11 protein-coding genes are annotated in these 12,218 nt (G+C 43.2%); 5 read left to right on the forward strand and 6 right to left on the reverse strand.

What is annotated here, in order from left to right:
* Positions 1-23: 23 nt before the first annotated feature.
* The gene (locus tag Q9G97_RS02050; RefSeq protein WP_305899534.1) at positions 24-1,052 is read left to right on the forward strand and encodes a cell division protein ZipA C-terminal FtsZ-binding domain-containing protein; all 1,029 of its coding nucleotides are present in this window, start codon (positions 24-26) and stop codon (positions 1,050-1,052) included.
* Positions 1,053-1,180: 128 nt separating this feature from the next.
* Positions 1,181-3,253 (forward strand): NAD-dependent DNA ligase LigA, encoded by a 2,073-nt coding sequence (ligA, locus tag Q9G97_RS02055; protein WP_305899535.1) that lies wholly within the window; start codon positions 1,181-1,183, stop codon positions 3,251-3,253.
* 492 nt (positions 3,254-3,745) lie between these two features.
* Here the strand turns inward: ligA and Q9G97_RS02060 are convergent, their stop codons facing one another.
* From Q9G97_RS02060 to Q9G97_RS02080, 5 genes are all read right to left on the reverse strand, one after another.
* Positions 3,746-4,300 carry a transposase gene (locus Q9G97_RS02060; RefSeq protein ID WP_305899536.1) on the reverse strand — a complete coding sequence of 185 codons (555 nt, stop codon included), beginning with the start codon at positions 4,298-4,300 and terminating at the stop codon, positions 3,746-3,748.
* 126 nt (positions 4,301-4,426) lie between these two features.
* The gene (locus Q9G97_RS02065; RefSeq protein ID WP_305899537.1) at positions 4,427-5,017 is read right to left on the reverse strand and encodes a hypothetical protein; all 591 of its coding nucleotides are present in this window, start codon (positions 5,015-5,017) and stop codon (positions 4,427-4,429) included.
* A 190-nt stretch (positions 5,018-5,207) separates the two neighbouring features.
* The gene (locus tag Q9G97_RS02070; protein ID WP_305899538.1) at positions 5,208-5,624 is read right to left on the reverse strand and encodes a hypothetical protein; all 417 of its coding nucleotides are present in this window, start codon (positions 5,622-5,624) and stop codon (positions 5,208-5,210) included.
* A 296-nt stretch (positions 5,625-5,920) separates the two neighbouring features.
* The gene (locus tag Q9G97_RS02075) at positions 5,921-8,380 is read right to left on the reverse strand and encodes a YgiQ family radical SAM protein (protein WP_305899539.1); all 2,460 of its coding nucleotides are present in this window, start codon (positions 8,378-8,380) and stop codon (positions 5,921-5,923) included.
* 399 nt (positions 8,381-8,779) lie between these two features.
* Complete coding sequence (locus Q9G97_RS02080) at positions 8,780-9,247, reverse strand: Lrp/AsnC family transcriptional regulator (RefSeq protein ID WP_305899540.1); 468 nt, start codon at positions 9,245-9,247, stop codon at positions 8,780-8,782.
* Between the two features lie 231 nt (positions 9,248-9,478).
* On the opposite strand from Q9G97_RS02080, the gene rarD reads away from it, so the two are divergent.
* Positions 9,479-10,480 carry an EamA family transporter RarD gene (rarD, locus tag Q9G97_RS02085; protein ID WP_305899541.1) on the forward strand — a complete coding sequence of 334 codons (1,002 nt, stop codon included), beginning with the start codon at positions 9,479-9,481 and terminating at the stop codon, positions 10,478-10,480.
* 83 nt (positions 10,481-10,563) lie between these two features.
* Here rarD and smpB read toward each other — a convergent pair whose 3' ends face one another.
* A complete protein-coding gene (gene smpB / locus Q9G97_RS02090; protein WP_201571489.1) occupies positions 10,564-11,040 on the reverse strand; it encodes an SsrA-binding protein SmpB in 477 nt (158 codons plus the stop codon).
* A gap of 331 nt (positions 11,041-11,371) precedes the next feature.
* On the opposite strand from smpB, the gene coaD reads away from it, so the two are divergent.
* Together coaD and Q9G97_RS02100 are read left to right on the forward strand one after the other, a co-directional pair.
* On the forward strand, positions 11,372-11,890 hold the full coding sequence (gene coaD / locus Q9G97_RS02095) for a pantetheine-phosphate adenylyltransferase (RefSeq protein ID WP_305899542.1): 519 nt from the start codon (positions 11,372-11,374) through the stop codon (positions 11,888-11,890).
* A 45-nt stretch (positions 11,891-11,935) separates the two neighbouring features.
* Positions 11,936-12,184, forward strand: a complete 249-nt coding sequence (locus Q9G97_RS02100; protein ID WP_201571498.1) for a YfhL family 4Fe-4S dicluster ferredoxin — start codon at positions 11,936-11,938, stop codon at positions 12,182-12,184.
* Positions 12,185-12,218: the final 34 nt, after the last annotated feature.

Consider the following 12,218-nt stretch of genomic DNA (forward strand, 5'->3'; position numbering starts at 1 on the left):
GTCGTTATTAGGATGTGTCTCTCATGACCGCTATTCAGTTTATGTTGATTGCTATTGCTGCGCTTATTGTCCTTGCAGGACTGTTTATGGTCACTCGTAGCTTTAAGCGTCGCCAAAGCGCTGAAATAAATGCTGTGAGCTATGATAAAAACGGTATTCCTATTATCCCGCGTCATGAGCGTAATGTCGTGGATCAGCCCGACTTGCAAGATACCGTAGCAGGTGAGACGACCATTGGCCCTGATCGTAATTATTTACAGGCAGTGATAGATGATGAGCCGCTGACTCCAGAGTATAGCTATCCCAATGAAGCGGCGGCGCAAAGTCATAGCGAGACAGACAGCTTCGATGAGGATGAGGACTATCAGCGCTGGCAAGCAGAGCAGCGGCACGCTGATGATGCTGAGTTTACTCATTTTTCACAAGAGCTGAGCGATAGGGATAGCGACTATCAAGCTGGCGTCCAAGAGCCAGATGCCTTTTCAAGTCTAATGTCAGCGACTGATAGTCTGATGCCCGTGATCGACACTGCCGATGAGCCTGAGTTTGATGATAATAGTCCTGTTCTTGATCAGCACCTGCTCGCACCTGTGAATGAGGCGCAAAATGGTCCGTTGATTAACGCCAAAGACAATATTAATATCACCATCTTGCCGCACCAGTATCGTGACCGTTCGCCTGCTATCATTCGTGGTCGTGACTTATTGACTTTGATTGACAAATACGGTTTGCGCTTTGGAGCGATGAATATGTTCCATCGCTATGAGCAAAAAGATGGCACAGGCATGTTGTGGTTCAGTATGATGGGTATCACTGATAACGGCATTGCACCTTTTGATCCACATAGTGTGGCGACGGATAGCTATAATGGCATAGTGGTGTTTTTGTCACTGCCACATCCGCAAGCGCTGCGTAGCTTTGATAGTATGATGAGCATCGCCTATATGATGGCTAATGATTTGGACGCTATGATTCTCGATGAGAATAACGAATCCATCACTGCTGAATACAAGCAGCAACTGCGCAACCAAGTGCGTGATTATGGCGAATAGAGCCACACCCTAGTTTTAATAAACGCAGCTTTTGATTTTATCGGGCTGCGTTTTTGTCTCAGTCGCTCGTGTAAATGTATCCTCAAATTGTTATGATAGTCGTTATTATAAATCGATAGATACCGACTATGACCGATTCAAAAAATACCAATGCTGAAACTAGCCCTCAAGAAACGCCCTCCGTTCACGATAAAACCATTATCAATAAAATGCGGACGTTAATAGCTGCCCTAAAAACTCATAATAACGCTTATTACGTCCTTGATAATCCTATACTTGAAGACAGTGAGTACGATCAATTGCGCCTGTCGTTAATCAAGATTGAAGAACAGTACCCTGATTTAGTACAGCCAGATAGCCCGATTAATACAGTGGGCGATATACCATTATCAGCCTTTACGCAAGTGACTCATGATATTCCTATGCTATCGCTAGGCAATGTCTTTGAATATGATGACTTACGTGACTTTATGCGCCGCGTCAATGACCGTCTAAGTGATGCTCAGAAAAACCCTGAATATGAAGTCGAGCTAAAACTCGATGGCTTAGCCGTTTCATTAAAATATCAGCATGGCAAATTTATACAAGCGGTGACGCGCGGCGATGGGCAAACTGGTGAGGATATCACTCAAAACACCAAAACTATTCGCAATCTGCCGTTATATCTTATCGATGCTGCTGATATCGAGCTATTAGAAGTGCGCGGTGAGGTGCTGATGCCAAAGGCTGGTTTTGAGCGACTAAATCGTCTAGCAGAGGAGAAGGAAGAAAAGACCTTTGCCAATCCACGCAATGCCGCTGCGGGTAGCTTACGCCAACTTGATCCAGCGGTAGCTGCCAGTCGTCCACTCGCGTTTTATGCGTACTCGGTCAATCAAGGCTTACCTGAACGTATCGACACGCAGTCAGACGCATTGGCTTGGTTAGGTGACATCGGCTTTAGTGTCAGCGCCGTGCGAGTGGTAAAGAACCCACGAGAAACCCAAGAGTACTATGAGTCGGTGATCGAAAAGCGCGCCAAGCTGCCGTTTGAGATTGACGGTACGGTCATCAAAGTCAATAACTTGGCATTGCAGCAGCAATTAGGCTATCTCTCGCGTGAACCGCGTTGGGCAACGGCTTATAAATTCCCTGCCGAGACCGTGATGACGCGCCTACATTCTATTGAATGGCAAGTCGGTCGTACGGGAGCCATCACTCCAGTAGGCAAGCTAGAACCTGTAAAAGTCGGTGGCGTCACCGTCAGTAATGTCACTTTGCATAATTTTGGTGAGATTCAACGCTTAGATGTTCGCGCAGGCGACATGGTCAGTGTGCATCGCGCAGGGGACGTCATCCCTAAAATTTCACGCGTTTGGCATGATCAGCGTCCAGCCGATAGCCAGCCAGCCGTCCTACCTGAAAACTGTCCCGTATGCGACTCCCCAGTAATACTACCTGAAGATGAAGCGCTAGCACGTTGTACTGGTGGACTATTTTGTCCTGCCCAGCAGCAAGAGGCGCTGATTCATTTTGTCTCGCGCCGAGCCATGGATATCGATGGGCTAGGCGAGCGCTGGCTGATTAGCTTCTTTGAGCAAGGACTGGTCAAGACCGTCGCTGATATTTATCAGCTGCATAACCATCAAGAGCAAATGATTACTTTCGAGAAGATGGGCGAGAAGTCGGTACAAAATATTATCAAAGCAATAGAGGCTAGCAAACATACCACGCTATCTCGCTTTATCTACGCGCTTGGTATTCGCGGTGTTGGTGAAGGCACCGCGCAGAATTTCACCCAGCAGTTTGGTGATTTAGAGCGCTTAATGACAGCCGATATCGAGACGCTAATCCAAACCCCTGATGTCGGTACGATTACCGCTGAGCTGGCCTACGAATTCTTTCGCGCGCCGCACAATATCGAAGTCATCAATGCTTTGCTAGCAGCTGGTGTGTATTGGGATAAAGTTGAGAAAAAGTCATCAAGTCATTTACCTCTTGATGGGCAAACGTGGGTCATTACTGGTGCATTATCTAGTATGGCGCGTGATGAGGCCAAGGCTAAACTGCAAGCCTTAGGCGCAAAAGTATCGGGTAGCATCTCTGCGAAGACTACAGCGCTGCTGGCAGGTGAAAAAGCAGGCTCTAAAATGGCGAAGGCTGAGAAGTTAGGCGTGAAAGTGGTGGGTGAGGATGAGTTTTTGGGGATGGTTGGGGAGTAGGATATTTTGAATTTAGCTTGATTCATAGCGTTTAGTGTAGGGTGCGCCCAGCGCACCATGAACTATAAAACACACTATTCTATTAAAGTGATTTTTATTCTAACTACTTTTAAAAAGACAAAGATTTAAAAGCATGGCCTCAGCATCGCGTTCTTTAGAGGTCGGTAAATATGCGGGTCATGGTTATTCTTACTTTAATGGTTCGCCTCGGCGCTCGTCCCTCGCGTGAAATTGTGCTTGGACAAAGTAGCGCTTTGCTATTCTTGTTACGCATTCGCTAAAAGAGAAATATCACACATATTTGATATGATTATATTGGTCGAGTAGGGTGCGCCTCGCGCACTATTTAAGAATCGAATTTTAAAACACAAAAGCATTATTTGATAAATAATTATATAAGAAATAATTTACGCAGAGAGGTAGGTTTGGTTGTTTAATACTCATACATCGGTGCGCAGGGCGCACCCTACAACTGCTCACTATCATCATAAACTACTCTGACCTAGCCGAAAAACTCTCTGAAAACTCAATCAAATTGTCACCCCAATTTGCTGAATAAACACCAGCTTTAACATAGCGATGAAAGCTTGAATACTGCCAATCTATAACTCTCTTGACCAATCCATGCTTAACAGGATTGTAATGAATGTAATCCATATGCTTAATAAAATCAGCTTCACTATTTATTTGATGCTCAGAAAATCGTCGTTGCCATATTCCTCTCTCATTCCTACTAACTTTTGAATGGCTCAACTCATGCGCTGTCAGATGATACTGCGGACAAGCTTGAGTCGTCAGTCGTTTTATCTGCGACCAACGCATACTATAATTTGCATCGTTCTCAGGCATCTGCCAAATGCAATGCAGATGTTCAGGTAATTGTATCCATGCAATGATTTCAAAAGGATACTGCTGCTGAATTTGTCTGATACTGTTTCTAAGAGCTTGCAAAAAGTCCTCATTGCAAAGTATTTTTCTTCGGTTATACGATACCAATGTAAAAAAGTAAGTAGCGCCTTCCGTATATGAGCGGATATATTGCGGCATTTTCACTTTTCCTTGAGAGGAATATTTTTAATCGGTATCTCGGTATCAATGTGCAGGTTTATTTTGAATATCATCGGTGCGCGAGGCGCACCCTACAAGTAACATATTTGGATTAAGGTTTCTATTTTATAGACTCGCTTCTTGCTCTTGATAATCTCCGTGCACATCAATATCACTCTTCACCCCATCAGGCACAATCTCAATCGGTAATATTAGCCCTTTCGCAAAAGGCTCAGCGAAGACATAATCATAGCTGCTGGCATCGATGTCAGCAGTGGTATGTATCACTAGCTTAGCGTCTTTACCATCGATAACTTGGTGTGAGGTATAGCTCGTATCCAGCTGATCGAGCACCTTAGATAGAGCTTCATTACTCGCCGTACTTATCGTCAGATTATGCTGGGCAGTAGCATTGTCTACCTTAAAATAATCAGCGTAATTCTTGACGTTTTGACTATCGATTGCAAAGGGGTATTCGTAGTCAGCGACAGTAGCGGCTGGCTCGCCACTGTCTACTTTTGACCAATCAATAGCAGTAACTTTGGCATCAGTTTCGGCACTATCAGAGTTTTCAGTATCTGCTAGAGAGGTAGCTGTTTGCTCAGTAGCGACGCTCTCTATAGTAGTGTCACTATTATTATCACAGCCTGACACTGTTAATGTAGTTGCCATGCCAGCTATAGTGATTATCAGCATAGGTGCTAAACGCTTGACCATGAATCTTACCCTCTTAAAAAGTACCGTTGCTATTATTGTCGCATAATTGACACCGAATATCGTTATTTTGCCACGTTTACTTATTGGAAAACACATAAAAAAACAGCCATCATAGGATGACTGTTTATTCAAATATTGAGCTACTTGATTATAATTTTATCATTATTACTCAACGACTAAACTAACCTTATTATCTGCCTATTTTGCAATTAACTTGATAGGTCTTGCCATCAGCCCATTTCATGGCCAATACCCCTTCGTCAGCTTGCATATGCCATGCATAAATAACTTCTGGATTCGACTCATTAATATAGCTTGATACTTTACCGTTAGGTCCACCATTTAAGATTATAGGCTGCTGTGACCAGTTGATTTTTGGTACAGTAGCATTAACCATAACTTGCTCTTTATTGATAGACTGCTTGACCATAACTTGGCTATCATCAGTGCAAGTGTATGGTGCTGGTGCCATGCGATCATAAGCAAGCGTGGTCACACTTTCTGATGGCGTCGTTACTGGCATGTTAGGCTTAGGGCTCATCGTTGAACAAGCACCCAATAAAGCAACAGCAGGCAAAGTGGCAGCTAATTTAGCTAAATTATTCATAGAAATCTCCAAAAAATATAAATTAAGAGGTTAAGGTCTTAGGGTAAAAATTAATATTATTGATGCGCCCAGCGCATGACGTTCATAGTAACTAAAACTTATACTTTGCAATGTTAGGAATTGTTCCTAACATGTGAGTTATCTTACCTAAATATTTTCTAATGTAATTATTCAGCTAAGCTAAATAATAGAAGATAAGCACTAAAAAACGCACATTACTTTATAAAATAATGTGCGCTGTTTTAATCTATATCTGATATATCTAGCTGGCGAGCTTATACTGTTTTGGTGTCAATTTATTTAGTTTTACGCGGTGGCAGACCAGTATGTTGAGTTTGGAAATTACCCTTACTTACTCTTTTTTTAGTAGGGTTACCTGTTGTATTAGCAGCCGTATTATTATCACGACGTTTTACAGAGTCGTTACCGACGCGGCTGTTCTTTTTACGAGCAGACTGATAGCCATTTTGTTCAGCATCACGCCCTTCTAGACTAGCATTGAATGGTGGTATGAGACAGCCTCTATTCTTGCCAATCAGATCGCTACGACCCATATCTTGCAATGCTTTACGCAACATTACCCAGTTTTTCGGATCATGATAACGCAAGAATGCCTTGTGCAATTTGCGCTGCTTACCTGACTTGACGATATCCATATCACCGCCTTCGCGACTCACTTTATGTAGCGGGTCTTTGTGGGTGTGATACATCGTCGTTGCAGTCGCCATTGGACTTGGATAAAAGGCTTGTACTTGATCAGCACGGTAGCCATAGCTTTTGAGCCACAGCGCAAGATTCATCATATCTTCATCTTTAGTACCAGGATGCGCGGCGATAAAGTAGGGGATTAGATACTGCTCTTTACCCGCTTCTTGACTGTATTGCTCGAACATGGCTTTGAACTTATCATAGCTGCCCATGCCCGGCTTCATCATCTTCGTCAGTACCGCTTCTTCTGAGTGTTCAGGGGCAATCTTTAGGTAGCCACCGACATGATGGCTAACTAATTCCTTGACGTATTCAGGATCTTTTACTGCTAAGTCGTAACGTAGACCTGAGGCAATAAGGATTTTTTTCACGCCTTTGATATCACGCGCTTTACGATATAGCTTAGTTAGGTTGCTGTGATCGGTAATTAGGTTTTCGCAGACATCAGGGTAGACACAAGAGGGCTTACGGCAGTTTTTCTCGATCGTCTCATCTTTACAGCTCAAGCGATACATATTCGCGGTTGGGCCACCCAAATCAGAGATGACGCCAGTGAAGTTCGGTGCTACATCACGGATAGCTTCTACTTCACGTAGGATAGACTCTTCTGATCGGTTCTGAATGATACGCCCTTCGTGCTCGGTAATAGAGCAAAAAGTACAACCGCCAAAACAGCCGCGCATAATATTAACAGAGAATTTGATCATGTCATAAGCAGGGATGCGCGCATCGCCATAACTAGGATGTGGCAGACGGGCATAAGGCAGGTCAAACACATAATCCATCTCTTCTGTCGATAGCGGAATCGGCGGTGGGTTGAGCCAGACATCGATAGAGGTATGCGAGTTACCAGCGCCGCTACTATGGCGTTGAACCAAAGCGCGGGCATTACCTGGATTGGTCTCAAGATGCAAGATACGGCTGGCATGAGCGTAGAGCACAGGATCAGATTTAACATGCTCATAATCTGGCAGACGGATAACCGTTTGCTCGCGCGCAGGCATTTTTAGCTTATATTTACGAGCGGTTTTAGGTCGGTATTCTTTACTCTCTTGCGTATCCATACCGCGCATTTGTACTACTTGGGTGTCTTCATCGACTTGATCAGCGTTAATGATTTTATTAGCCACAGGCTCAGATACAAACCCTTGATACTGCGCGGACATACCTGTCATCGCTTGTCCAACAGGCCCAATTGGAGATGAGCTCGGTTTATCTTGTTCAATTGAGCACTGATCCAGATCTTCGGTCATCACATAAGGATTGATAATCGGATCAACGCGACCGACAGTATCGACATCGTTACTAGCGACCTCTGTCATATCCGCCTGCCAGTGGCGACGTGTCGGTGTCAAAAGGTACGCCGTACCACGCATTTTACTCATTTGCTCAAAACTATAGCCTTTGGATAAACCATGTACCACATCAACGATGGCACGCTCGGCATTACCGTATAATAAAACATCCGCACGCGCATCGAGTAAAATACTGCGGCGCACTTTATCCGACCAATAGTCATAATGAGCGATACGGCGCAGGCTACCCTCGATACCGCCTAAGATAATTGGCACATCAGGATAAGCTTCACGGCAGCGTTGACTGTAGACAATAGCCGCGCGATCAGGGCGCTTATCTGCGACGTTGCCAGGTGAGTACGCATCATCACTACGGATTTTGCGATCAGCCGTGTAGCGATTGATCATGCTGTCCATATTGCCAGCAGTCACACCATAAGCATAGACGGGCTTGCCCAGTTCCATGAAGGCATCTTTACTCTTCCAATCTGGCTGAGCAATGATCCCCACTCGAAAGCCCTGCGCTTCTAATAGACGACCGATAATCGCCATACCGAAGCTGGGATGATCGACATAAGCGTCGCCTGATATAATAATGACGTCGCAAGCATCCCAGCCCAGCGCATCCATCTCAGCGCGGCTCATCGGTAGATAGGGCGCAGGCTCGTAGCAGCTCGCCCAATGCTTATCATAATCGTAGAGTGGCTTAGTGCCTTGTTTAAAGGCGGTGCGGGCGATGGTATCAGCAGACATGGGACAACCTTAATAAAAATACAGGTAAAATTCAGCGACTATTTAATGACTATAATAGATGTCAATAATGACCGTTATAGATAGAGGCTAATTTAAAGGCGCTCATTTTAACATGAATCACACTCATGATGCGACTCATTATATCGGTAAGATTAATGATAAGTTATTGATAGTTTTGGGTAATCTGAGGATTAATAGGAGGTAAAATAAATAAGATTTCTAACGCTTTATCTAGCCAATTAAAACTGGCGCAGGATGTACTCTAATAAACTAAGGTTAACTATGTCGAATCGTCTAGTAATGCTTATATCTGCTTTGCTATTTCTTATCTCATTCATCTTACGACAAAGCATAAGTAGCAAAGCAATTTATCTGTTTATAAACCTTACTTCACAGCCATTACTCTATATAAATCTTCGTCCCACTCTTCGTGAAATTCATCACAAACTGACTTTTGAAATGACGCACATTATTCTCATAAGTGAGTAGATTGCGCGTAAATTGATGATAATCACTCATATTCTTAGCGCTAACCATCAGCATAAAATCCGCATCGCCTGATACCTCATAACAGCTCATCACTTGCGGCTGCGCATTCATTAGGCGCTCAAATCGGTGCTGCATTGAGTTATTTGATTTTGCCATCTCTACCATGACGACCGCTGTCAAGCTATAGCCTACCTTATTGGGATCAACAATAGCGACTTGCTTAGTAATCACTTCATTATCTACTAAAGCTTGTATTCGCCTTTGAGCAGTAGCAATAGACACATGCACGTGCTCTGCAACCGTTTTTAACGGCAGAGTGGCGTCGTCTTGCAGTAGATTTAAAATAGCCTTATCAGTGTTATCTAATTGCTGATTCATAATATTAGCTTTCCAATTAATGTAACTATTATCATTATAAATGCTGAGACAATAAATTATAAGCAATATAGATATTATTATAATAAATATTATCAAATATATCTAAAAATAGAAATAATGTATCAAAGCACAAAGGTAAAATAAGACTTATCAACTATAACTTAACTTATTCAAAATAAAAATAATGATAGTTAAGTATTTTCTTTTATAACGCGCAAATCAGAGGGTCTTATGTCTACTTCAACCTTATCTACTACTCTAGCCTCAACGCTATCACGCTTGCCGATGCCAGCGATGTGGACGACTGGTACCGCGCAGCAGCGCACCTTAATGATGGGCGTGTCTTTGGCTGTATTATCCAATCTGCTATTCGGTGTGCTCTACGCTTATGGTAGCTTTTTAGCACCTTTATCTGGCACGCAAGTTTTTATTTGGCGCATGCTCGCGATGTGGGCGGCATTGATAGGCTATCTGGTGATTAGTGGTCGTCTGACTTCGCACCTTGATAAGTTAAAGACGCTGCGTTCGCTTAAGCAGTGGGCATGGTTGTTATTGCCGACACCGATATTTTTGAGCCAGTTTTGGCTATTTATGTGGGCACCTGTCAACGGTCAAGGCGTACAAACTGCGATGGGTTATTTCTTATTCCCATTGATGATGGTGGTGTTTGGCTGTGTGCTATTTGGTGAGAAGTTAAGCCGATTACAATGGTTAGCGGTGGGCTTTGCAGCATTGGGTGTGAGTAGTGAAATTGTACGTACACAAAGCGTTTCATGGGCAACATTATGGGTTTGTGGTACTTATCCACTGTATTATATCCTGCGTCGCTTGCAAGGTATCGGCGCGGTTACAGGACTGCTGGTTGATTTGACTATCTTTGCGCCTTTTGCCTTAGCTTACTTATTCTTTATTGCACCTAGTAGTTTAAGCTTAGTTAGTGGCTCTGGTTTTTTTATCGCGATGCTGGCAGGTTTAGGGGTTCTAAGTGTGTTGGCAATGAAAACCAACGTTGATGCCAGTCAGATGCTACCTGTTAATGTCTATGGCATGATGAGCTACTTAGAGCCTGCATTGTTATTTATCTTAGCGGTAACGGTACTAGGTAATCCGTTTGAGTCAGCGATGATATACAGCTACGGCTTGATTTGGTTAGGTATTGTCTTTTTAATCGCGCATGGTGTGCGCCAATTACGTAGTGCTCGTAAGCAAAGATTAAATACGCTTACTGCTTGATAATAATGATTGTAATGAACCTAAAAAAGCGGACAACTTGATAGATTGTCCGCTTTTCTTATTACTAGAGTGATAGCAATCTTCTAGTCCAAATGCTGCTTAAAGCCTCGCTGCTTATCACGTTCCCAATCGCGATCCTTTAGCGTTTTACGTTTATCATGCTGCTTTTTACCGATGGCAAGCCCGATTTGACACTTAACCATCGAGCGCTTCCAGTAGCAAGATAACGGCACGCAAGCATAGCCTTTTTGATTCACCGCACCAAATAGTTTTTCGATTTCACGGCGATTGAGTAGCAGCTTACGCGTACGAGTCGTATCTGGACTGACGTGCGTCGAGCTACTTATTAGTGGCTGAATATGCGCGCCAAACAAAAACGCTTCGTTATTGCGAAAGATCACATAGGCTTCGGTAATAGTCATCTTGCCTGCACGAATAGACTTAACTTCCCACCCTTGCAGAGACAACCCTGCCTCAAAGTTCTCTTCAATAAAGTACTCGTGCCGCGCTTTTTTATTAGCGCATATTTGATTATCTGGCTTTTTTGATTTTTTTGACATAATTTCCTCTTAAGGACTTTCAGGTCAGAGTCACTATCTTTCTCTGACTTATTCCTCATCTTATGGCTAATCTTATAACTATAAATGAGTCGAGCCGCTATTGTAGCAAAGCTATAGGTGCAAGTGTATGTAGCTGTTATAACAAATGTAGTGACTGCGTTGCTAGGGCATGTTGAGAAAAACAATCAATATCTATAGTGATAGCTATTTAATAATTACTCAATAGTTATCTAAAAGCTCATGTATGCTCTTTTTAGCGATAGATAAGTGTTAAATTCGGCAAAAATTTGTTAGCATATAGAGCAATATTAATGATTACATTAGCCCTGCTATGAGCCTTGCCGCAACTTCCTCCAAATCTTCAAAACTGCACACCAAGATTTTATACCCTGGTACCTTTGATCCTATTACCAATGGGCATGTGGACTTAGTTACCCGAGCGACCAAGCTATTCGATGAAGTGGTCATTGCTGTAGCCTTAGGTCATCATAAAAAGCCAATATTCGATTTTGAAGAGCGTGTCGATATGGTCGAGAGCGTCTTTGCTGATTTGCCACAAGTATCAGTGGTAGGCTTTGAAGGCTTGCTGGTTGAATTTATGCGTGAGCGAAACGCTACAGCGGTACTACGTGGCCTGCGTGCTATGTCAGATTTTGAGTATGAGTTCCAATTGGCTAATATGAATCGCGAGCTGGATGAAAACTTTGAGGCAGTATTTTTGACGCCATCACAGAATTACTCTTTTATCTCCTCAACGATGATTCGTGAAGTTGCCAAACTTGGCGGTGATGTTACAAAATTTGTCCCAACCTGTGTCACACAGGCATTTGCGCAAAAGTTTAATAAGTAATCTAACCCTTCATCTATTTATTAATACTATTATAAGGAGCAGCTCATGGCACTACTAATCACTGATGAATGCATCAATTGTGATGTCTGTGAGCCTGCTTGCCCTAATGATGCCATCTATGAGGGCGAGGATATCTATGAGATTAATCCCGATCTATGCACCGAATGTGTTGGTCACTTTGATGAGCCACAATGCGTGGTGATTTGTCCGATTGACTGTATTCCCCATGATCCCGATCATGTTGAGACCCAGAGCGATTTGATGGCTAAATACAAACGTATCACGGGCAAATAAACTAAAATTTTTCTCCTATTAACTCTCAGCTTTG

It is taken from the genome of Psychrobacter sp. M13 (genome assembly GCF_030718935.1).
In the GTDB taxonomy this organism is placed as follows: domain Bacteria; phylum Pseudomonadota; class Gammaproteobacteria; order Pseudomonadales; family Moraxellaceae; genus Psychrobacter; species Psychrobacter immobilis_G.

Excerpts from the sequence above, each read along its gene's own strand:
- smpB (WP_201571489.1), bottom strand. The coding sequence starts at position 11,040 with ATGTCAAAAAAATCAAAAAAGCCAGATAATCAAATATGCGCTAATAAA.
- Q9G97_RS02070 (WP_305899538.1), bottom strand. The coding sequence starts at position 5,624 with ATGAATAATTTAGCTAAATTAGCTGCCACTTTGCCTGCTGTTGCTTTA.
- ligA (WP_305899535.1), top strand. The coding sequence starts at position 1,181 with ATGACCGATTCAAAAAATACCAATGCTGAAACTAGCCCTCAAGAAACG.
- Q9G97_RS02080 (WP_305899540.1), bottom strand. The coding sequence starts at position 9,247 with ATGAATCAGCAATTAGATAACACTGATAAGGCTATTTTAAATCTACTG.
- Q9G97_RS02100 (WP_201571498.1), top strand. The coding sequence starts at position 11,936 with ATGGCACTACTAATCACTGATGAATGCATCAATTGTGATGTCTGTGAG.
- Q9G97_RS02065 (WP_305899537.1), bottom strand. The coding sequence starts at position 5,017 with ATGGTCAAGCGTTTAGCACCTATGCTGATAATCACTATAGCTGGCATG.
- coaD (WP_305899542.1), top strand. The coding sequence starts at position 11,372 with ATGAGCCTTGCCGCAACTTCCTCCAAATCTTCAAAACTGCACACCAAG.
- rarD (WP_305899541.1), top strand. The coding sequence starts at position 9,479 with ATGTCTACTTCAACCTTATCTACTACTCTAGCCTCAACGCTATCACGC.
- Q9G97_RS02050 (WP_305899534.1), top strand. The coding sequence starts at position 24 with ATGACCGCTATTCAGTTTATGTTGATTGCTATTGCTGCGCTTATTGTC.
- Q9G97_RS02060 (WP_305899536.1), bottom strand. The coding sequence starts at position 4,300 with ATGCCGCAATATATCCGCTCATATACGGAAGGCGCTACTTACTTTTTT.
- Q9G97_RS02075 (WP_305899539.1), bottom strand. The coding sequence starts at position 8,380 with ATGTCTGCTGATACCATCGCCCGCACCGCCTTTAAACAAGGCACTAAG.